The organism is Granulicatella sp. HMSC30F09, assembly GCF_001806915.1.
Classification (GTDB): domain Bacteria; phylum Bacillota; class Bacilli; order Lactobacillales; family Aerococcaceae; genus Granulicatella; species Granulicatella adiacens.
The window spans coordinates 90,384-110,042 of record NZ_KV786436.1; the positions used below are offsets into that span (position 1 = coordinate 90,384).

General features: G+C 36.8%; 27 protein-coding genes and 1 pseudogene. 2 read left to right on the forward strand and 26 right to left on the reverse strand.

The window, feature by feature from the left end; all coding sequences use genetic code 11:
• Positions 1-26: 26 nt before the first annotated feature.
• From HMPREF3103_RS08755 to HMPREF3103_RS08820, 14 genes are all read right to left on the reverse strand, one after another.
• Positions 27-425, reverse strand: coding sequence for a hypothetical protein (locus HMPREF3103_RS08755; protein ID WP_070439318.1), 399 nt, complete (start codon positions 423-425; stop codon positions 27-29).
• Positions 426-440: 15 nt separating this feature from the next.
• Entirely contained in the window at positions 441-692 is a 252-nt protein-coding gene (locus tag HMPREF3103_RS08760; RefSeq protein ID WP_070439321.1) for a hypothetical protein, read from the reverse strand.
• Positions 693-712: 20 nt separating this feature from the next.
• Entirely contained in the window at positions 713-2,167 is a 1,455-nt protein-coding gene (locus HMPREF3103_RS09655) for a hypothetical protein (protein ID WP_070439324.1), read from the reverse strand.
• Complete coding sequence (locus tag HMPREF3103_RS09660) at positions 2,167-3,345, reverse strand: hypothetical protein (RefSeq protein ID WP_083278783.1); 1,179 nt, start codon at positions 3,343-3,345, stop codon at positions 2,167-2,169. The genes HMPREF3103_RS09655 and HMPREF3103_RS09660 overlap by 1 nt, the downstream gene beginning before the upstream one ends.
• A 96-nt stretch (positions 3,346-3,441) precedes the next feature.
• The gene (locus tag HMPREF3103_RS08775) at positions 3,442-3,933 is read right to left on the reverse strand and encodes a helix-turn-helix transcriptional regulator (RefSeq protein ID WP_070439328.1); all 492 of its coding nucleotides are present in this window, start codon (positions 3,931-3,933) and stop codon (positions 3,442-3,444) included.
• 544 nt (positions 3,934-4,477) lie between these two features.
• On the reverse strand, positions 4,478-5,041 hold the full coding sequence (locus HMPREF3103_RS08780; RefSeq protein WP_070439331.1) for a hypothetical protein: 564 nt from the start codon (positions 5,039-5,041) through the stop codon (positions 4,478-4,480).
• Between the two features lie 66 nt (positions 5,042-5,107).
• Positions 5,108-5,869, reverse strand: a complete 762-nt coding sequence (locus tag HMPREF3103_RS08785) for a hypothetical protein (protein ID WP_070439334.1) — start codon at positions 5,867-5,869, stop codon at positions 5,108-5,110.
• Between the two features lie 340 nt (positions 5,870-6,209).
• Positions 6,210-6,404 (reverse strand): hypothetical protein, encoded by a 195-nt coding sequence (locus HMPREF3103_RS09665; RefSeq protein WP_246826972.1) that lies wholly within the window; start codon positions 6,402-6,404, stop codon positions 6,210-6,212.
• Positions 6,401-6,604, reverse strand: coding sequence for a helix-turn-helix transcriptional regulator (locus HMPREF3103_RS08795; RefSeq protein ID WP_070439337.1), 204 nt, complete (start codon positions 6,602-6,604; stop codon positions 6,401-6,403). The genes HMPREF3103_RS09665 and HMPREF3103_RS08795 overlap by 4 nt, the downstream gene beginning before the upstream one ends.
• Before the next feature lie 173 nt (positions 6,605-6,777).
• On the reverse strand, positions 6,778-7,302 hold the full coding sequence (locus HMPREF3103_RS08800; protein ID WP_070439340.1) for a cysteine hydrolase family protein: 525 nt from the start codon (positions 7,300-7,302) through the stop codon (positions 6,778-6,780).
• Positions 7,303-7,360: 58 nt separating this feature from the next.
• Positions 7,361-7,927 (reverse strand): hypothetical protein, encoded by a 567-nt coding sequence (locus tag HMPREF3103_RS08805; RefSeq protein WP_070439343.1) that lies wholly within the window; start codon positions 7,925-7,927, stop codon positions 7,361-7,363.
• 181 nt (positions 7,928-8,108) lie between these two features.
• The gene (locus HMPREF3103_RS08810) at positions 8,109-8,726 is read right to left on the reverse strand and encodes an SAP domain-containing protein (protein ID WP_070439346.1); all 618 of its coding nucleotides are present in this window, start codon (positions 8,724-8,726) and stop codon (positions 8,109-8,111) included.
• Positions 8,727-8,811: 85 nt separating this feature from the next.
• The gene (locus HMPREF3103_RS08815; RefSeq protein ID WP_070439349.1) at positions 8,812-9,636 is read right to left on the reverse strand and encodes an ADP-ribosylglycohydrolase family protein; all 825 of its coding nucleotides are present in this window, start codon (positions 9,634-9,636) and stop codon (positions 8,812-8,814) included.
• 275 nt (positions 9,637-9,911) lie between these two features.
• A complete protein-coding gene (locus tag HMPREF3103_RS08820) occupies positions 9,912-10,649 on the reverse strand; it encodes a LysR family transcriptional regulator (protein ID WP_070439351.1) in 738 nt (245 codons plus the stop codon).
• Positions 10,650-10,757: 108 nt separating this feature from the next.
• Here HMPREF3103_RS08820 and HMPREF3103_RS08825 point away from each other — a divergent pair, with 108 nt between their 5' ends.
• On the forward strand, positions 10,758-11,276 hold the full coding sequence (locus HMPREF3103_RS08825) for a DUF4865 family protein (protein WP_070439354.1): 519 nt from the start codon (positions 10,758-10,760) through the stop codon (positions 11,274-11,276).
• Positions 11,277-11,534: 258 nt separating this feature from the next.
• Here HMPREF3103_RS08825 and HMPREF3103_RS08830 read toward each other — a convergent pair whose 3' ends face one another.
• Complete coding sequence (locus HMPREF3103_RS08830) at positions 11,535-12,077, reverse strand: GNAT family N-acetyltransferase (RefSeq protein WP_210387113.1); 543 nt, start codon at positions 12,075-12,077, stop codon at positions 11,535-11,537.
• A gap of 256 nt (positions 12,078-12,333) precedes the next feature.
• The gene (locus HMPREF3103_RS08835) at positions 12,334-12,579 is read right to left on the reverse strand and encodes a dienelactone hydrolase family protein (protein WP_168132864.1); all 246 of its coding nucleotides are present in this window, start codon (positions 12,577-12,579) and stop codon (positions 12,334-12,336) included.
• A 42-nt stretch (positions 12,580-12,621) separates the two neighbouring features.
• Here HMPREF3103_RS08835 and HMPREF3103_RS08840 point away from each other — a divergent pair, with 42 nt between their 5' ends.
• Entirely contained in the window at positions 12,622-12,786 is a 165-nt protein-coding gene (locus HMPREF3103_RS08840) for an integrase (RefSeq protein WP_070439360.1), read from the forward strand.
• A 51-nt stretch (positions 12,787-12,837) separates the two neighbouring features.
• Here HMPREF3103_RS08840 and HMPREF3103_RS08845 read toward each other — a convergent pair whose 3' ends face one another.
• The 10 genes and pseudogenes from HMPREF3103_RS08845 to HMPREF3103_RS08885 form a co-directional block, all read right to left on the reverse strand.
• Positions 12,838-13,278 (reverse strand): helix-turn-helix domain-containing protein, encoded by a 441-nt coding sequence (locus HMPREF3103_RS08845; RefSeq protein ID WP_083278785.1) that lies wholly within the window; start codon positions 13,276-13,278, stop codon positions 12,838-12,840.
• A gap of 7 nt (positions 13,279-13,285) precedes the next feature.
• Positions 13,286-14,338 (reverse strand): alpha/beta fold hydrolase, encoded by a 1,053-nt coding sequence (locus tag HMPREF3103_RS08850; RefSeq protein ID WP_070439507.1) that lies wholly within the window; start codon positions 14,336-14,338, stop codon positions 13,286-13,288.
• Between the two features lie 265 nt (positions 14,339-14,603).
• Positions 14,604-14,708: pseudogene (locus HMPREF3103_RS09670) on the reverse strand (peptidase S51); the annotation flags it as partial.
• Between the two features lie 68 nt (positions 14,709-14,776).
• Positions 14,777-15,205 (reverse strand): aminoglycoside 6'-N-acetyltransferase, encoded by a 429-nt coding sequence (gene aac(6') / locus HMPREF3103_RS08855; protein WP_070439363.1) that lies wholly within the window; start codon positions 15,203-15,205, stop codon positions 14,777-14,779.
• Positions 15,206-15,419: 214 nt separating this feature from the next.
• Complete coding sequence (locus HMPREF3103_RS08860) at positions 15,420-15,944, reverse strand: RDD family protein (protein WP_083278786.1); 525 nt, start codon at positions 15,942-15,944, stop codon at positions 15,420-15,422.
• Between the two features lie 134 nt (positions 15,945-16,078).
• Positions 16,079-16,459 carry a VOC family protein gene (locus HMPREF3103_RS08865; RefSeq protein WP_070439369.1) on the reverse strand — a complete coding sequence of 127 codons (381 nt, stop codon included), beginning with the start codon at positions 16,457-16,459 and terminating at the stop codon, positions 16,079-16,081.
• Between the two features lie 45 nt (positions 16,460-16,504).
• Positions 16,505-17,872 (reverse strand): 23S rRNA (uracil(1939)-C(5))-methyltransferase RlmD, encoded by a 1,368-nt coding sequence (gene rlmD / locus HMPREF3103_RS08870; RefSeq protein ID WP_070439371.1) that lies wholly within the window; start codon positions 17,870-17,872, stop codon positions 16,505-16,507.
• A gap of 111 nt (positions 17,873-17,983) precedes the next feature.
• A complete protein-coding gene (locus tag HMPREF3103_RS08875) occupies positions 17,984-19,003 on the reverse strand; it encodes a YdcF family protein (protein WP_070439515.1) in 1,020 nt (339 codons plus the stop codon).
• 95 nt (positions 19,004-19,098) lie between these two features.
• Entirely contained in the window at positions 19,099-19,395 is a 297-nt protein-coding gene (locus HMPREF3103_RS08880) for a helix-turn-helix transcriptional regulator (protein ID WP_083278788.1), read from the reverse strand.
• Positions 19,331-19,603, reverse strand: coding sequence for a hypothetical protein (locus HMPREF3103_RS08885; protein ID WP_070439382.1), 273 nt, complete (start codon positions 19,601-19,603; stop codon positions 19,331-19,333). The genes HMPREF3103_RS08880 and HMPREF3103_RS08885 overlap by 65 nt, the downstream gene beginning before the upstream one ends.
• Positions 19,604-19,659: the final 56 nt, after the last annotated feature.

A 19,659-nucleotide genomic window follows, 5' to 3' on the forward strand; every position in this document is an offset into this window, starting at 1 on the left:
TGTTAATAGATAATGACTATGCAAAACTAAAAATAAGCAACCTCTGCATCTCCATAATCAATAATATCCATTGTATTCAATGACATTTTCAATCCAATTCCATGCTCCGATTCTCTAGGCGAACCAAACACTAGTCCAAAAATAAAATCTGGTTCGTCATCTTCTGATAACAAATGTATTCCAAGTAATTCTAAAGGTATTTTTTCGCCAAATTCGTTAAAAACTTTCTCTTCTGCTTTATAAAACCACACTCCCGATTTTTCTAACAGTTGATCTATTTTTGTTTGATAACTGTTTGGAAGATTCGTTGAGAATTCAGATATTTCTAAATCATCTGATACCTCTAACCATACTTTTCTACTCACTTCTGGAATCGTTACATATGTCCCGAAATTTTCATCTAACACTATTTTAAACTCATTCATAGGTTTCTCCTTTAACTATTTCTTGGACTCATCTTTTCGGTCTTTCGCTAACGCTCCCCAACCTTCTGCAAATCGTGCATTGGTTACAACTTCTCCTGGGTATTTTTCTTCTAGATATTGAAATATTTCATACGAATTAAGACCATCTTTCCCTATTTCCTCAAGCAGCGGACTACACAATATCACTTTTCCTCTTTTCAAAGAGTGTTTTAAAAATGTACCGTAAATTGGAATTTTCGTTAATATATTATATGTTTTACGTTTCATTCCTTAGCATCTCCTTTTTTCTATTCCTGAAAATAAATATCAATATCTTTCTCATTTTTTAAAATCTCTTCTTCAGGAACTCCTAAGTATCTAGCTAGATTAATAGCGCCTTGAAATGCCATCTCATAATCTGGAGAAAATGCCATCTCTAAAAGTTTATAGTATTCTTTCATCTGTACATCTAATTCTCTAATATAATTTTGTAGTTTCTTATCAAGAAATGCATTATACTCTTGCAATTCCTTTAAGTATTGTTTGATTAGTCTTTGTTCTTTTTTATTCAGATTATCCTTTGCCATTTGATAAAGGAAGGTTCCTGCAACATTCCCTATTACCGCTCCAAGTACAGGGATTGGTATTACAGCTTGCCCGATTGCAGAAGACAACGCGCTAACACTTACTTCAACACATAACACCTCTGCGTTCCAAAGAAATTCTTCTTGGCTAATCTCTCCATTTCTATACTTATTAGCTTCGTTTGCAATTCCAAAAGACGCAGTAAATAAAGCATTAGCAACTGCAGCAGGCGTAGCCGTATAATTTGTAAGAGCATAGATAGTGACACCTCGAGCCCCACCTTTCAGAGTCCCTATTCCACTTTCTTTAGCAATTTCCATCCAATCATCTTTGGTAAATTCTTTTATAGCCTTCCCAGTTTTTTTCTTTTTATAGATTGCATTTACAAAAGTATATCCACCTTCTATAAAAGCAGCACCAGCAGCAACCTTTGCGCCTTCCTTTAAAGTAGGTTTACTTTCACTATAAAGCTTTTCTCTAATTGTTTTATCTGTATTTTTAACTGCATTTTTTTCAGTTTCTATCGTTTTATTAATTTGATTTTTTTGAACATCATTATAACCTAGTTTTGAAGGTTCGATATCCTCTAACTTCACGTTACCTTCTTCAAAAAAACTATGCACGGTTTTCCATTGTTTTAAAGAAAACTCTCCATTTTTAGTTGGCATTTTATTTGCTTGCTCTTCTGAGATAGAGAGTAGATATTTGATTTTTTCATAATGATCAGATGGTATTTGGTATTTTCTATTCCCATTCAAATAATCCGGATATTTCTCAAGATGTTGTTTAATTGCCTGTAAAGATAAGTTTCCGCCAGCATTAACAAATTTTTGTTGAATCTCTATACCATTGCGAACCAAATCCGTTGGCCCATTATCATTTATCCAGGTACACGTTCCTGCTTTTCCCTGAACTAGATTTCGCGCATTTTCAATACCACATTCTGCGACCTCTGCGATGAATCCGTGCATCCCTTTTACGCCACCACGATTTCGTTCAATAATAACATCATTTACCTGAGCTAGAGTTGAATTTAAAGTATTTAAAGCTTCTCCTAAATTTAGATTTTGTTTTTGTAACCCTTGGAACAAACGATCTAATCTCACCTGATTTAAATAATTAATCCAAGCAGCTACCGCCTGATTCTCGGAACTTTTAAATATTCTTTTGAAAATCATTATTTAGACTCCTCTAATGTTTTTCCAAGTAGCAAAGATAACGACGTAGTATTATTCACTAACGTGCCTAATCTTTTTTTATCTCGACTTGTTATTGTAGAATAATCTACATTAGCAAATTCTAAACAATCCTCCAATTGTTTAAGAAGAAGGTTATGAATCGAAACAGTTTGTACTTTTATCTGTTCTATTTTTAATCTAACTTCCTGCAAACTCTCCGTAAACTGCTTAATTCGCTTAATTTCTTCTTTCTTCTCCTCTTGTATTTTAAATTTCTTTTTAATGAAAAGAAAAATACCTACTAATATTCCACCTGCAGTAACACCCCAACCTATTGGTCCTGCTAAAGCTAATAATGCTTGCCCTGCAAGCATACCTCCACCTCCACTCGCAAGTGTTCCTCCACCTAACCAAGCTAAAGCTGCGTTTGTTGCTGCAGCACCACTTAGTGCAGAAATCGCTGTTCCTGTAGATGCTGTTCCAAATGTTGTAGCAACCCATAAAGCTGTAGTTGGTGCCACCCCGGCTACTGCACTACCGACTGCTACACCAATACCCATACCTTTTGCGCCCTTCTTTAGATTCTCTCTCTCTAAATTAGCATAATCTATTCTACTTTGAAATTCAGTTTTTTCTACTTTTATCTCTTCTAATGCCACATCAAACGACTTTGGTCTTTTAGCAATAGTGTTTATTAATTCTTCAATTTCCGAAATAAGGGCAATTGAATTTTGTCTTTCTTCTAGGAGACCTTCTCCTGAAAGCATCATACTCTCATACTCTTTATCATAATTTTTCTGAGCACGTTTTAATAAGTTATTGATTAATTCTTTTGGATTCATAATTGCCCATTCTGTCTCTTCAATCATACTAGCAATATTATCATGCTTTGAATTAACTGGAACATTCTTACTCTTGCAAAAATCTACATAGTCATAATAATTAGCTTTAATCTTATTAAATTTAGTTTTAGTAGTTTTAAAAAGCAGATTATCTAAAACTCCCATCCCTTTTAAATCTTGAAAATAATCTTTATGCAACATTTGAAGCTCTTTAATATCCGGTTGGATTTCTTTCCACTTAATATTTGCTTGATTTTTCCAATAGGATTTTGTTTTGTAATTCACAATGACAACTAAAATCAATACACTAAATACTGTTAATATAAATATCTTCATTCTTAATTCTCCCTACGCTAATATTTATTCTCAGATAATAAACTTAAACTACTTCTACATCCTTATTAGATATATTTTTATGTTAAATAATTTGTTTTATTTCTTCTTACTTGTACTGTTTACTGCTTTAGCTAACCAACTACCAATCACTGCACCTACAACAGGAACTCCTGCCAATGGTAAAGCTGCAATCCCTGCAACAATGACACCAATTTTCCCAGCATCCTTCATCCAAGCAGTTGAAACATTTGCTCGAGTTGACGTTCCTGCTAATATAGAAGGTGACATCATATTTGCTTTTTCTAACAAATAATCGTAATCCTTTTTGGGATAGTTTTCAGGATGATCTACTAACATATCTAAAAGAGTTTTTAACATTTCAGTTTCTTCTGGATGTTTAGCAATCTCAACATCTAGAACACTTCTCATTGCGATATACTGAGTTTTTGTCAGTTTGTTTCTTCCGCTCTCAATATTATTTATCGTCTGACGAGTGACCCCAATTTGCTCTCCGAATTCTTCTGCGGTCCATCCCACTGTTCGTCTTATTAGCAATAAATTATCTTGCATTCTTTGAATTTCTTCCATTTGGTACCCTCCTTTAACAAAATAATAAACCTTGACAAATATATTGTCAAGGTTTATTATTTTGTCTTTGTTCTGTAAATTTAAGAGATTATATGTTAAAAACTCTATATTCTCCATTTAATAACTTTTCAATATACGATAATGTATAAATATCTTTCATTATTGTATTTATGAAAAAAGATCAAATTTTCATCTAAGAATAATTTAGTCCTAAATTACCTATTTCTTTTTTAGATGTCTATTCATTCCTAAAATCCATCGAAGACCACCTCGTATTAATCTAAACCATTTCATGTATCACACCTCCTGCCTAGAAATATACTAAAATAACTATTTTATTTTATATTTATAAAACCTAATAAATAAGTATGTAATCTCTACATCTCTGTAATCAATAGTTCTGTTATATTCAATGTCATCTTTTATCATTTCCTACGTTCTAACTTTTTAGACAAATTATGCCCTAGCCAAAGATTAAAATTCTTCTCTTCAAAAGGGAATTCTGTCCCAATTATTTTAAAAAAATACTATTGCCGATACTTTACTATTTATTCTCTTTTTTATTCTTAATAAAGACGATGATCACTATACAAATCACTAGCCCAGTAGCTGCTGGTTTAACGAGCGCCATTCCGTTTTCTCCACTAGATAAGATACTATGGACGACCTTTAATACAGCTCCAGCAATTACAACCCATAATAATTTTCCCCATTTTCGATTCCAAGTAGTATAAATCATAAAAATAAAGAATAATAGAATCAATGTACAAACGACTATTTTCTCAGTTGTCCAACCACTCGTTAAATAGTTCTTTTCAAACTCTAAGAATAAATGAACCTGTTCGTCCACCACTTCTGGTTTTGGAAACCAAAACATACTCGTGAATAAGCCAAAAATCGACATAAACAAAATCGAAAAAGATTGTTTATAAGCACCAATAACAATTGGAATTATAAACAACGGTCTGATATACCAACTGAGAATATTTTGGTGTCTTGAAAAAGCCCATGTAAAAAAATCTCGATTTGTAAAAAATATATAAATCAATACTATTGTTGAAATCGCAAAAAATAATCCCATTATTCTATCTAATTTTTTAATTTTCATTCTCTATCTCCATTAATTCAAAAACTTATTTATCTTATTACAAAATAATTTGTAATGATACTTCTTTTATCTTTCAAGTGTCCCATTCAATAGAACCTTTGCCATTATCACCACATACAACTCTTCATCTTCATGAACGAGCTTGCTTAGTAATTCGTTTGCGCGAGCCGTATCGCCTTTAATGGTGGCATTCAAGGCTTGGTAGTAGATGATTTCTAACTGTGGATACTTGAATTCATTCGTCAAAGTTTCGAAGTAGTCGTTACTCTCATGCGCTATGGTTAAGTCATAGAGAGCCACACTTACTTGTTCGGTTTTCTTGGCTAATGTCGGTTCTGTAATTGTCAGCTCGTTAAGCAGTACATCCAGTTCTTCTCGGCTTAACTCTGGTTGACTCAAAACGACTGAACGAATTAAATAGCTTTCCAAAATATCCTTAAATTGTGGTTTAAGTCCCTCCAATTCCAAGGTTTCTTTGGCTTTCTGAACCGCTGTTTCAAAGTCCCCCGTCATGTATTCGTAAGAGACTTCTGTCGTTTTTGCATCTATCTGAAGGGCTGCTCTTTTGGCCGTTTTATTGAATTCGATATATTGTTTCCACGATGCTAAATCCAAATCCACGTACAGTAATTTCGCTACAATACCTAGATACCATTTATTGATTAGTTGAATCCCCAATAATAATCCTGCGAAGATTACTAGGACTCCCACTGTTTGAAGAAGCGTATCGCTTATCACCACTGCCACGCAAAGAATCAAAATCATGGCTACAATTCCCGCGCCTCTAGTATATAGTGTGTATTTTTTTCGTAATGCTTGGTAATCCATATCGTCCCTCCAAAGTCGCAACTTATCTTTAGTTGCGGTTACAAAATTGTTTATATCTTTAATCAAAATGACTGTCTTAGCTCATTATCTCATGTTCCCGTTGTTGCTTCAATGGCTTATGGAAGAATATTTGATAACAAGTTTTAATATTTATTCTCATAATACTTACTGATAAAAAACATAAGAACAGGAGAGCATGCTAGCGAAATAGTTAACAACGTTGCAGGTAAGTACGCCTCTACTTCAATACAGATAACTGCAATAATTCCTATTAGGAGCATAAGTACAGATGCCATCGTTGCATTTACTTTATCTCTGATTTTTTCATTTCGTTCATCATTCATACTAATTTTGTAATCACGGTCCTTTGCCAATAGTCTAAGGTGAGTGAGTTGCACATATGAAACAGATACGCTGATGGCAAAACAAAAGTCAACAGCACTTTGATAGCTCCATTCAAATTAAAAGTCCACGATAGAATCAAACTACAAAGTCCGATTACATATCCTAAATACCAAATGTTATTTTTCTTCATTTTTGATCCTCCTCGAAAATAAAAACCTCTTCAATCGATACGTTGAAGAATCTCGCTATTTTAAATGCCAAGATGATGGACGGATTGTATCTTCCGTTTTCTAAAGACCCCACTGTTTGCCTTGAAACTTCAAGGGCATTCGCGAGCTCTTCTTGCGTGATTCCCTTTGCTTTTCGAATTTCTTCTAATCTATTCTTCACATTAAATCCCCTCCTTAAATGGAAAGTTTACTTTACATACAATATAATTATTTTCTAGTAAAATGTCAAGTTTACTTTACATCGTCAAATAAAAAAGTAGCAGGCAAATGTTACTTCGCCTGCTTCTGATTTCAATTTATTTTATAGTTCCCTTACCGACCACAAATCGACTGTTACCCTCTCTCTTTGAACTCATCGAAGTATAGGACCTCGACTTGTCCAGACCAATCCAAGACACAGCCAACGAAGTCAACAAGGTCTAGCCCTGGCATTTCATAAGTGTCGCCGTCATTGACGCTTCCCGTTGCATCTTCAATGTAAGTCACCTTATAGCCTCTGTCTGACGCAATAATGGCAGAAAATAAGCAGCAATATTCCGCGTTCAATCCCGTAATCACCACTTCGCCTACCGGATGATTCGCAAGAATTGCCTTCAACTCTTCACTCTGGAAAATATTTGGTGAGTCTTTCTCCACGATAAAATCCGCATCCGCAGAAAGCTCTTCATCAAGCGCTCCTCGCTCGTCGCCATTGTAAATAATACTCTCCTCATTCTCATCAATATGACGTGTATGAATAATGAGGTTCCCGCTGGCTTTAAACATCTCTTGTAACTTCAAAATATTCTCTCTAAGCAGGTCAAAATCCCCTCTAGCTAATATCCCTTTTTGGCAATCTAAAACAATTAATGCTTTCACTAATCGTGCTCCTTTAATTTCAAACTCCAACAAACACGCCATGCCTTCGCAACGGCCTTTAGTTTAACGATTGAAGCTCTTCTTTCACATACCCTTCGACATCTTCAACCTCTACAAACAGCGGGTCTAAGTGACACAAGAAGTGCCAATCTTCAGTGCCTCGTTTTCTGTAGAGAATCGCTTCGCCGTCTTCACTTCCAAAAAAGCTTCTGTCGACTTCATGTCCGTTGCTTTCTAAGAATGCTTTTGCCTTGCGGAAGTTTGCTTCTCTGGCTTCGACATAGGCTTTCACTTCCTCGTTGTTAATGACATACGCGTCGATTAGTGAGTAGCCTTCGATCATTTTATCGTTTGGTTCGGATAGATTTGAAATTTCTTTCCAAACAATAATCACAATTTCATTAGGGTCGAACATCCATTTAGACAAGGGTACAATGTTTCCGTTAAAGACAATCTCCATATAATCCGGTAAACTTGCAGGATTAAAAGATTCCATTTCAAACTCATCTACTTTTTCTAGAGTGTATCCTGAGATTTGCGCTACAAAGGCTCTCCCCTCTTCTAAAGAATCAAATGCGACTAAATCTTTTTTATACTCACCTTGATACAATTCCAATATAACCATCGATAACCCTCCTAAGCTTTTTCGTTCTAAACATTATTATGCTGCCGTCAATTATCATGAAACAAGCGCTCACGATGTACATCCAGTAGATCTGCCTTCATGAGGAACCCTATCTATAATCCTTTAAAAGGTACGTAGAGGCTTTCGCAACAACGGATCAGATAGAAGAAAGAGTAGTTGCTTATTTACGATACTCCTCTATTTTGTGGCTATGTTCTTTCAGAAGCTGTTTGGAATAAACTTTTTCATTCTTTGAGTCTCGAACTTCCCTCCAAAGGATCGCTGCAACGGTTAACTTGTTCGCATACTGATGGCTACTTTCATCAGCACAAAAGTCTTTTAAAAATTGATTCCACTGACAAGCCGAATGATCATACTTGGCGTAATCGGACTCTCCATAATAAATTTTAATCATATCTTGAATCGTAAATTTTAAATCATTATCCCTTTTTACTTTTCGCCAAGCAGTTGCCATATCCGCATTGAATTTAAACGGACTAACCCCTGTCACGGCTGAAAAATAATCTCTAAACTTCTGGTTAAAAGAAAACCCACAGTTCAGGAGCGGGGTTTCTAAAGTGATTACTTCGGATTGAGTTTTGAGACCTTTCCTCACAGATTTCTCTACTTTATTTCCTTGAAAATATTGTTCAATAATAAAAGTCAATTCTTTCTTCGTACCCCTGTAGTCTAAACCAAGAGACTTACAAATTTGGGAAAGTTCCTCTCGATACCAATAGTATTGGTTAAATTCTTCAAATGATTTTATCTCTTTAAAACTAGGTCTATTTTCCGCCAAACTATCCCCTCCATCCTTCAAATCTACGACAGTAACGTCAATCCGCATGCCCCGTCAACGTGTGGACATACACCTATATATACGGTTATTTGATTACAACAAATTCTTCCCATCGTCTGAGCACATCTTTTAAAGGCTCATCTAAATAGGTATAAACCTTGTCCGTGATCCAATCAGGAATTCCATAAGCTGCCTCTGCGATACTTCCTGTGATGGCAGCAAGAGTGTCACTGTCCCCACCAAGAGAAATCGCATTTCGAATCGCATCTTCAAAATCTGTACTTTCAAGGAACGCAATAATCGCCTGAGGAACGGTATCCTGACACGTTTCATTAAAACGGTACGTAGGACGAATTTCATCTAGCGTTTTAGAAAGGTCATATCCATACTCTTTCTCGATATGTTCCTTAACACATCTTTTAATCTCCGCAGGGGTATCACTACCGTCACCACCAAAGAAATAACGGCACATAAAAATCGCATCCGCTGTTGCCATTGAGCCTTTGATTCCTTCTGGATGGTTATGCGTCACCTCTGAAGAAAGTTGCGCCAGACGTTTTCCCTCGGACGGCAACTCGCTTGTTGCAGCCTCCATCACCCAAGCGCACGGAGAAACGCGCATCGCAGAACCATTCCCAAAACTATTGTAAGGCTCACGGTTGTCAGTCATAAGCCACCGGTTAAACCTAGCACCGTAATCCGCGTTTGGATACATTCTGCCGTACTTCTTCATGGCATCAATGAAGTCATCCTTCTGTCCACCATTCATGATTGCTTCCGCCACAGCACAGGTCATGACCGTATCATCTGTGAAAAAACAATCGTCCCTAAACAAGGGAAAATCCTTCGTTTTAATATTGTTCCATTCATAAACAGACCCAACAACATCTCCAACAATTGCTCCTAACATAAATATCCTCCTTTTACAAAATTAACTATTTTTGTCAAAAAATGTATATAGACATTTCAAGCTCCTATGACATTCCTCCTTCTTATACTCTATATCTATGAACCCTCGGAACTATATCCCTTAACTAGAACAGCCCCAAAAAATACAGAGTTACCGATTATTTCTTAATTTAACATAAGAATATATATCATAAACCTTTTTATTCAAATAAACTCATGAAAAATCCCTAGTTTGGTTATTGGATACCTTTGCCTTATCTATATAAAATAGTTATTTTAAACTTTCTTTTCATACTGATAAAAAGGAATGTTAACAAAATCTTGAGTATAAGGTTTTATGTTCGATCTATTTTTCAACCATGTGGGTAACAAGGCAAATCCTTGTCCTTTTTCAACTAAGGTAATAATATTTTCAAATGAATCAATTTCTACAAACTCTTTTAAATGAGCGAACTCTCTTACGGTTCTTTTTCTTAAAGGACAATTTTCATCTTTATTAATTAAAAAAGGTGTCTCCTTGTCAACCAATTGATTGCTTGAGCAAAAATACATTGTTTCAATGTTTCCTAGAATTTCATCATAATTTTTAAGATTTTTAATCTTTTGAAAACAAAAAATCTTATCAAAATCTTCTTGCTGAGCGACACTTGGTATTTCTGAAGTTTTTTTGATAGTGATATCACTTATACCTAAATCAATTGTATGCAAATTATTAATATCATGATTTAATAATAATTCTGAAATTAAGACGGTTACTTTTGCCTTTGAAATCCTCTTTTTTAAATTCTCCAAATTATTAGAAGTTTCCTTGCAAAATTGATAAAACAAGTCTCCTTTTTCAGTTGGAACCAATCCATTATAATTTCTAAGAAATAGCTTGCACCCCAGTTCAGTTTCAATCACTTTTAATCTAGCGCTTAAATTTGATTGTGCATATTGTAAAATCTTTGAACTTTTATTTATGGATTTTGTTTCATAGATTGTCACAAAGATTTTCATATCATTAAAATTCATCTAAAACACCTTATCATTTTTTATGATAATTATATCATAATTAAGTATTATTCAAAATTACAGAAATCATATTTACTATAATTAATAAATTAGAAAAGAGGTACTTCCATGCAAGCAATGCAATACACTATAAAATTACCAGCTGATTATGATATGAATATCATTAGACAACGTGTCCAAAAGACAGGGCATTTGATGGATGGCTTTGAAGATTTATTTTTAAAAGTCTATTTAATCTCTGAAAAATCTGAAGGTCAACTATTTAATAGTTATTGTCCATTATATATTTGGAAAGAAACTAATGGAATGACCAAATTTATATTTGATGGTTATTTTGATAATATTTTAACTTCTTTTGGTTGGCAAAATATTGAAATTGGAGTAACCACATCAGTCGAATTGTCGGATCATTTTGATTCGGCCAAGTATGTCACATTAGAAGTCGTTGATATAAAAGTTTCTGAAACTTTAAAGACATTTACTATTTATGAGCAATTACAAAATGATGAAAGTGGTAAAATTGTAGTTTTTAATCCCGATAAATGGAAAAAATGTATCTTTACATTTTATACCAATAAACCTGATAAATACCTACCGACTTTTGAAATTCTACATATTTCAAAATAATCAAAATATAAGTAGCGATGAAGAAAAAGAGCGATGAAAATTTTTTCATTGCTCTTTTTCTATAGCGATAATATAACTGTTATCTTCCTTACCACCTAATTTTTTGAAATAAGTTTCATACTTAAAAGCAAGATTTTACTTTAAGTTTTATTACAAAGGTTTCCCTCAAATCACTTTTTAACATTCTGTTGTACCTTGTCACATTAGTGAAACATCTACTTCTACTTCACTGATGCCTCAGCTCGTACAAGCAGTGATTTACTTAAATGAAATCCATTCTGACTTTGATAAACAGGTTATATGTTCTGTGCGAAGAACACCTTCCAAAGCACATGGAATGTTTTCTTTTGTACGATGATAACGGAACCCACATTTTTCCTGAACTCTTTGTGACTTTGTATTGTCGTCAAAATAACCGCACCACAATTTCTCCAGATTCAAGTCATCAAATGCATGTCTCATTATCTCCCGAACTGCTGCTGGGATAAGACCCTGACCCCAATACGGAACTCCTATCCAGTAACAAATCTCCGCCTCCGTATCAGGAATCCCTTTATCACTTGCAGAGCCAATCATCAATCCTATGCTACCCACTGGCTGCATCATTTCTTTTAAAACGATGGCGTATGTTTCGGGTGCGGAAAAAACACTTTTTATAATCTCCCTGCTATTTTCAACACTAGTATGCACAGGCCAACCTGCAATTGGACCAACCTCTGGAACACTAGCATATTGAAATAAATCAGTGGCATCTCTTTCTTCCCATGGGCGAAGAATCAATCTTTCCGTTTCTAGGATCACCTTTCTCTCCTTAAATTCCAACGGTTTGTAAAATTGCTTAAGATGAAGGTTTTTCGCTTTTACCAGAAACGCCACACACTCGACATGTGGCACTCTTCAACATCTATATTATAGAACGAAAGTGATAGAATCAACATGTAAATAACACTTTAGAACGAAAGTATACACTATCTATTGTACGATAAGTATCTCCACCAATACAAAGATTACTTCATTCAAATTTACTATATACTCTCATATTAGGGCTTGTTTTTTCTCAATGTGATAATAGCCAGTTATAAATTTCATTTTCCGCTTGACGCGCTAAATTTTGCTGCTCTTCATTAACAACTTCTGACATATCCGTTGTTACCCCTACAAGCCCTTCAGGATTATTTGATTCAATAAAACTATGAACTGCGTTTGGATATTCGATTACTGTGATTTCTTTTTTATTTGCTTTCATCTCTTCAATAAACACCTTAGCATTTTGAGAAATCTGATTTTCCAGCTTCGCGACCAAAAAGAACAGTCCGAGTTCGTCAGCCATCACCGGGAAGAAGACATGAACCAGATCAAGGAGTTGAAAGACTTCATCGTCGGGCAGGAAACCGACATCACAAAGTTTGATGAGGCTCTTGTCAAAAAGCTCATCGATAAGATCACCGTCTTAGCCGACCGCTTCACCGTGGAATTCAAGTCCGGGATTACAATTGACATCGAAGCATAAAAAGGCTCCTCGCCGCCGACGCAATTATCGGTAGCGAGGAGCCTTGGTCTGTTATTCCTCCGATTTGGAAGAAGCCCACTCCATTGCTTTTTTCATTCTTTCTTCAAATATCTCTGCCGGGACGAGAGCTATGCCTTCCTTATCGTCACTGAGCACAATTAATCTTTGTCCTCCGGTAAGGCCAAATTTTTCGCGAGCGGCTTTAGGAATTACGAGTTGTCCGCGCTCGTTTATTGTCACTGACCCCCATATATTTCTTCCTTTTGGCGCAGGTAGAATACTCTCTTTTCCATCTATTGTTTCTGTTTTTATCAGACTATCAATCGTAATCCCATAGATATCTGCAAGACGCTTGCATTTTTCAATATCCGGAACAGTTGCACCGCTCTCCCATTTTGCATAAGCCTGACGAGAGATATCTATTTTTTCGGCAATTTCTTCCTGAGAAAAACCATGTGTGTTACGAAGCATAATAAGATTTTCTTTTAACATAATATCCTCATTTCGATAGCAGCGAGTTTATCGCTTCAATATAGAACGCACTATGAGCAGTATGGATCACATGGTCACTGTTTTCAGTCTCGACCAACCGGCAATTGTCACCTATATAGGCTACTGCTCTCTCAGCCTGTTCGCGGGATGCCGCACACAGATATGTTCCGTTCTCGTGAATATTCTCCTTCGCATGAATATAAACACAGGGGACTTCTATTGCAGATAGTATTTCCTCATGTGTCAGACCGTGATTCCAACTCAAGTCATAGAATCGTTCACCGTATGCAAAATCATATTCCTTGGCGTATTTAAAAACATACCAGATGGAAGCAGGTAGAAAACCTATCTGAAGAGCCTCGTTAGGTTTTTTCTGATACCGCTTTTGTACATAGTCTGCGATTTTCGGCATTGCATCAGCCATGTATAACTGTCCCCAGTAACAATGACGCAAATAGTAGCTTTCCCAACACTCCGTTTTCTCCGACTGATTCCAATCATGCAACGGCTTGAAGGCATCAAGATATGCAAAGCTATCTTCCCAGCCTTCTCCTTCAGTTGAGAATACCGGAGGATCTTCCAGCACTGCTCCAGCAATGTTTTGACCGCCGTATGCCGCAATATAAGCGGCTGTAATAGCTCCGTTCGAATGACCTGCTACAACTGTAGGTGCGCCAATAACATGATCGACAAACCAAATGAGATCATCCCCGTTTACATCAAGATAATACAGACTTTCATCATGTGTTGATTCTCCATGGCCGTAAACATCGACCACGTAGATATGCCAATTTTTACTAAGCTCCGGCAACACAAGAGCATAGTCTTCCCAAATGCCCATCTGCCCGTGAATTAGCAGAAGTGCGGGTTTTTCATTGCTCACTTCACCATAGTTAATTACATTACCGTTCGGAAGAGTGACCTGTTTTTCTTCAGCCCCCGCCGTTTTCAGTGCTTTTTCATATTTATCAAACCAGTGCGTGTTATGATGCCAATAAAGTCCGAAAGCGACAGCAGCAACAGCAATTATAGTCAATAAGACGATTCCAACAATTTTCATAACTTTTTTATGAGAACCTCCGTGTTTAATTCTTATGAAAATTGTAATGAAAAGTTGCACGATTATCTACCAATCAAAGATGTCAGAAATTATCGATTTCTGTTATGTTTAGTTGCATATTTGCCCACAAAAACCCTGACTTCCGCCTTGACATCTATCTCATAGCCACAACTATCCAGCATCTAACTCGGCAACTCAACTCTCACACTTTTTGTGCCGGATTGCCCTTGGATAAGTTACAAGGAGCGTTTTATCTGCCCAATGCCCAATTTTCTCGATAAACTGTAAAAATGACAATTCTTTCGTTCTTCCTTGATGACACAATTTTATTAACAATCGTATGGTTCTTTATCGGCGGATTTCCACCCATCAAAAAAATTTGTTCGTCCGATCTTTCACACTTCCTAGAGATACATAAATTTTGATCACGTTCTGAAATTATAATTTCTTCTTAAAATGAATAATTCTATTTGCCTCCTGAAATCCAATATTGAGATGAAATCTTATAGAATCCGTATTCGTTAAAGTACAGTCACTTGCAAATTCCTTACATCCTTTATTTTTCGCCCATTCCTCACATTTTGTACAGAGATTTTTAGCAATACCCTTTAAACGATATTCCTCGTCGACAATAATCCCTTCTAAGAATCCAACAGGACTATATTTACAACCTTCAACATAATCAAATCTGAGTGAACATAGTGCTAGACCTACAATTGTGTCATCTTCAACTTCAGTAAAGATTGCAGTATTTTTGCCATTCGTATATCTTTTTACTTCATCAATAGCTTCTTTATCGGTCAATTGGGGCCATAATTGTTTCATTTTTTTAGCCATTTTTATAGAATCTTTTGTTATTCCATCCATATTGATGTTCCTCCGCAAATTACAAGCAAATGTTTCGAATCATGCTGTTCCTTTGTTACTCATTGATTGATACCAATACCATCCCCTTCTACTTTTCGACTGTCTCAGATTGGAAGTGCAGCTCCACACACTCAACATGCGCAGTCATCGGGAACATATCCACTGGTTGCACGTATTGCGCTACGTACCCGCGTTTTTTAACTTCTAAGTTGAATCACTTATTGTCACCCTCTAGCTGAACCTGTGTATGAGCTAGCAAATCTCCTAGATGCCTTTTATCTTTTCTAAAAATTGCCATTGCCAGTAACAACAGTGCAAGTAAGGTTGCTAAAGACGAAAGGATAATGGATATTAGATCAAAATCACTATAGACTCCATGAATAGTTCCCATATGCCCTAATTGCCAAGGTAAAAATTTGATGAGATTTCTAATAAAGCTGGCCTGAATTGTTTTTTTCTGATAGACCAGACGAAGCCCTGCTTTTGATTTCCCAAAACTTCCATTTTTTGCATAATCCGAAAATGTGAAATAAAGCATGATTGGCAGAACACTGATAAAAAATGTAAGAGTCTGCGCCTGAAATTCTGTTTGCATTGGCACACCATTAAAAACAATGTAGTAATAAGTTATAGCGCAAAGAAACAGAATACCCAAGTAAGTTATGATTAAAAGATAATCAAATAGTAGTTCAGTTATTCTCTTTTTAACCGAAATAGGATTAATTTCCAAAATCTCCATTATTTTATCCTCCTGTCTAAGAACGTACTAGTAGTGACATATCCTCAACATGAAACAAGTGAACCTGTCTATATGTGGAAACATAGCTATAAACTGAAATTTAACATCAATCATCATTACTGACAATTTTTAAGTTAATCCAAGCAAATTTCTACTTTAATCCTATCTGGATCTTCAAAATAGACTGCATAATGTTTAGTTCCACCAGCATTTGGATATCTATCATCATAAAGTAAAACTATATTTCTCTGAATAAGATACTTCCTAATTTGATCAATTTTATCCTTGGTTTGACAACGGAAAGCAAGGTGATTTAAGCCTATATTGCATCTATTGTATCCGTTATTAAGATACTTTTCTTTTGCCTGTACAAAAACAATATAAAACTCGTCCTTTTTATAGGAAAATCCATATTCCCATTCTTGAAATAACTCAAAACCTAAAATGCTAAGTATCCAAGAATAGAAATCCTTGGTTTTATCTAAATTACTTACATAAATCTCAATATGATGCATCGTTTCCCCTCCATCTGGTGCTGGAAATATCAATATATTCAATTTTTACTTCGCTGATGACTCAGCTCGCACAAGCAGCGCTACACATTCAACATGCGCGGTCATTGGGAACATATCCACGGGTTGCACGTACTGCGCAATGTATCCACGTTCCTTGAAGTGGACAAGGTCGCGTGCAAGTGTTGCTGGATTACAGCTCACGTATACGATGCGTTCAGGCCCCGTTGCACACGCCGCTTCGATAAAGGCAAGGTCGAGCCCTTTGCGCGGTGGATCCACCACAATGACATCTGGCTGGATGCCTTCTTCCTTCCAGCGCGGCATAATTTTCTCGGCCGCACCCGTTTCAAAGTGCACATTTGTCACGCCATTCAATTTCGCATTTTCCTTAGCCATCACAATCGCATCATCCACGATTTCCATGGCGTAGACTTTCTTCGCATCGCGAGCAAAGGCCAAGCTCATCGTCCCGATACCGCAATACGCATCCACGACCGTCTCGCCGCCCTTCAAATCCGCAGCGCCGATGGCTTGTTGATAAAGCACTTCGGTTTGCACGGTATTCACTTGGAAGAACGAACGTGCGCTAATCTTGAACGTGAATTCGAACAATTTCTCTTCGTACACGTCTTCCCCGAATAGCACCTTCGTCTCACGTCCCATGATGACATTCGTTGGCTTTGGTTGGATGTTTTGCACGATAGACACGACTTCCGGATGCGCCGCCGTAATGTCTCTTACAATCGCCTCCGCTTGCGGTAACCCCTTTGTTCTCGTCACGAAAATAATCATCACTTGTTTCGTACGTAGACCTCGGCGCACAATAATATGCTTCAAGTCACCAGTATGGTTGCCCTCATCATACGCCACCACTGGATACTTTCTCAAAATATCCCGCACGGCCACAATCAAGCGGTCGATTTCAGGGTCTTGAATATGGAAGTCTTCAATCGGAATTAAGTCATGTGAGTTCTTCTTGAAGAAACCTGTCGTCAACTGACCGTCTACCGTACGCACTGGAATTTGCGCCTTGTTACGGTAGCCCAGCGCACTCTCCATCCCAAGAGTTGGACGTACTTCTAATTCTGGCATCTTCGCGATTTTCGTCATCACATTTTTCACTTGATGCTGCTTGAATGCCAGCTGGCTCTCATAGGTCATATGTTGCAACGGCATTGTCCCCACACGTGTTCCAAGGGCGTCTTTCACCTCCACACGGTTCGGACTCACTTCCAGCCACTCCTCCACACGCGCATAGCCATAACTTTTTCCAATCTTCATCGTCTTCACACGCACGACTTCGCCAGGAATACTATTTTCGATAAATAGCGGGAATCCATCGACCTTCCCAACCCCCAGTCCTTCATGCGTTAAATCTTCAATGGTTACTGTATAAAATTCGTTTTTCTTCATTTCTGTTCCTCCAGAGTTTATCACGTCTATTATACCGTCTTTTAGCACAAATAAAAAGGCAATCCCCCCATACAAAAAAGCCACTCTAACCATGTCAGAGCAGCTTCACTATTACCATAGAATTCCTTTGTAAGAAAGTGTAATCGCCATCGCCAGAAGCAGGTAAAACCCGATAAACATCCATTTCATTTTCACACAAAGAGCCACATACTCCCGGATGAACGCAGAAGGAATATAATAGCTCGCCGTTGTACAGCCAAGCCCATCCCCTTGCATGCCAATCATCTTAGCGTAGGTACTGGTCCGAAAGACATGATAGTCATTCGTTACAAATAAGAATCGTGGTTCTTTGAGGAATGTTTCCCCTAATCGTTTTGAGAATAATAGATTCTCATAGGTCGTTCTCGACTCTTCTTCGAGCAATACGGACTCTCTTGGAACATCCGTTTCTTCCATTAAGTAATTCAAAATCGCCTGCGCTTCCGAAACCTTCTCATCGGATCCTTTTCCGCCACTTGCGATTAGTTTAATATTTGGATTTTTTGATTTTTTAAAAGCCTCGACCGCCTTATCAATCCGACGTTTTAAAAGCGGTGTTACCCGTTCTCCGTCTAATAATCCAGCTCCGTGAATAATGATGAAATCATATTGTTTTCTCTTTGGAATAAACACATACAAAATCGAGTAAAATAGGAATCCAAAAAAGGCAAACCCAAAAATAACATAGGAGTAGATAAAAAAGATCAAGAATATATTCAGCCAGTGATTTTCATAAAAATACTGATTATTGAGCGCACGAATAATGATTACGCCAAAGAATAGTAAAATCAAGAAGCCCATCCCTAGCGATAAGAAATTCGACTTTGATTTCCCTTCCCGTTTCAGAAGAACGATTCCATTATAAATAAAGAAAAAGCCACTCAAGAAGATTACAAAGGGCACTCCTAAAAATCCAATCATTAACACGAGAAGATGGCCTGCCTCGCTTCCAGATTGATATACCGCTTGAACTACTGATAAATATCCAAAAAACACAGCAATAATAAGGAGTGCTGGGTTCCATAAACTGCGATTATCTCTCCACATGGAAGCAATCAGAGCCACCACTACCACTCCAGTAATAAGATAGATTGCCATTTTCATTCCTCCAATTCTACTCTTGTATTATAACAAACTCCCAAGAGAAACGATAATCTGACAAGAAATGAAGCGGAATAGGATGCGTCTTAGAAATTTTGAGGTTTCAACTGAATATCTACCTCATACCCATTTTTGTAAGCCAGTTCAATCAACGTCGATAGATTAGGCGTCCCTTCCCCACGTTCCAACCTAGCCAGCGCTGTCCGTTTAAACCCTACTTTCTTTGCATATTCCTCTCTAGTTAAATTGTTTTCCATACGAAGTTTAATAATGCGTAATGATGCTCGATGCCTTGCTAATTCCTTTGCCAAATCCTCTTTAAAGTTCGGATAGCGCGATGCAATAATCGAGAATGTCTCTTCTCTTAAAGAACTCACTGCCATTCACCCCTTCCGTAATATCTTCCACTTCAAAGACCAAATACATGACCCCATCTTTCTCGTCATACTCTCCCCATTTTTCAATCATCTCTGGAGTAACACCTTCTTCTTCAATCAGTTGTAAAATCGCTGCCGCCTTTACCATTCTCCCATACGGCATCTCCAGTAACTCTTCAAAGTTCTGCTTTGTAAATTCACGTTTATACCTCATAAATACACCTCCATTTTCTTGAGTGTAACATTTTTGTTACGTAACAAAAATGTTAC

What these genes read in the sequence shown, in the direction of transcription:
- HMPREF3103_RS08815 (WP_070439349.1), bottom strand. Translation starts at nt 9,636, where the DNA reads ATGTTAGGAGCAATTGTTGGAGATGTTGTTGGGTCTGTTTATGAATGG.
- HMPREF3103_RS08845 (WP_083278785.1), bottom strand. Translation starts at nt 13,278, where the DNA reads ATGTTAAAAGAAAATCTTATTATGCTTCGTAACACACATGGTTTTTCT.
- HMPREF3103_RS08760 (WP_070439321.1), bottom strand. Translation starts at nt 692, where the DNA reads ATGAAACGTAAAACATATAATATATTAACGAAAATTCCAATTTACGGT.
- HMPREF3103_RS08840 (WP_070439360.1), top strand. Translation starts at nt 12,622, where the DNA reads ATGAACCAGATCAAGGAGTTGAAAGACTTCATCGTCGGGCAGGAAACC.
- HMPREF3103_RS08775 (WP_070439328.1), bottom strand. Translation starts at nt 3,933, where the DNA reads ATGGAAGAAATTCAAAGAATGCAAGATAATTTATTGCTAATAAGACGA.
- HMPREF3103_RS08885 (WP_070439382.1), bottom strand. Translation starts at nt 19,603, where the DNA reads ATGAGGTATAAACGTGAATTTACAAAGCAGAACTTTGAAGAGTTACTG.
- rlmD (WP_070439371.1), bottom strand. Translation starts at nt 17,872, where the DNA reads ATGAAGAAAAACGAATTTTATACAGTAACCATTGAAGATTTAACGCAT.
- HMPREF3103_RS08865 (WP_070439369.1), bottom strand. Translation starts at nt 16,459, where the DNA reads ATGCATCATATTGAGATTTATGTAAGTAATTTAGATAAAACCAAGGAT.
- HMPREF3103_RS09665 (WP_246826972.1), bottom strand. Translation starts at nt 6,404, where the DNA reads ATGAAGAAAAATAACATTTGGTATTTAGGATATGTAATCGGACTTTGT.
- HMPREF3103_RS09660 (WP_083278783.1), bottom strand. Translation starts at nt 3,345, where the DNA reads ATGAAGATATTTATATTAACAGTATTTAGTGTATTGATTTTAGTTGTC.
- HMPREF3103_RS08755 (WP_070439318.1), bottom strand. Translation starts at nt 425, where the DNA reads ATGAATGAGTTTAAAATAGTGTTAGATGAAAATTTCGGGACATATGTA.
- HMPREF3103_RS08820 (WP_070439351.1), bottom strand. Translation starts at nt 10,649, where the DNA reads ATGAATTTTAATGATATGAAAATCTTTGTGACAATCTATGAAACAAAA.
- HMPREF3103_RS08850 (WP_070439507.1), bottom strand. Translation starts at nt 14,338, where the DNA reads ATGAAAATTGTTGGAATCGTCTTATTGACTATAATTGCTGTTGCTGCT.
- HMPREF3103_RS08780 (WP_070439331.1), bottom strand. Translation starts at nt 5,041, where the DNA reads ATGAAAATTAAAAAATTAGATAGAATAATGGGATTATTTTTTGCGATT.
- HMPREF3103_RS08825 (WP_070439354.1), top strand. Translation starts at nt 10,758, where the DNA reads ATGCAAGCAATGCAATACACTATAAAATTACCAGCTGATTATGATATG.
- HMPREF3103_RS08880 (WP_083278788.1), bottom strand. Translation starts at nt 19,395, where the DNA reads ATGGCAGTGAGTTCTTTAAGAGAAGAGACATTCTCGATTATTGCATCG.
- HMPREF3103_RS08860 (WP_083278786.1), bottom strand. Translation starts at nt 15,944, where the DNA reads ATGGAGATTTTGGAAATTAATCCTATTTCGGTTAAAAAGAGAATAACT.
- HMPREF3103_RS09655 (WP_070439324.1), bottom strand. Translation starts at nt 2,167, where the DNA reads ATGATTTTCAAAAGAATATTTAAAAGTTCCGAGAATCAGGCGGTAGCT.
- HMPREF3103_RS08785 (WP_070439334.1), bottom strand. Translation starts at nt 5,869, where the DNA reads ATGGATTACCAAGCATTACGAAAAAAATACACACTATATACTAGAGGC.
- HMPREF3103_RS08805 (WP_070439343.1), bottom strand. Translation starts at nt 7,927, where the DNA reads ATGGTTATATTGGAATTGTATCAAGGTGAGTATAAAAAAGATTTAGTC.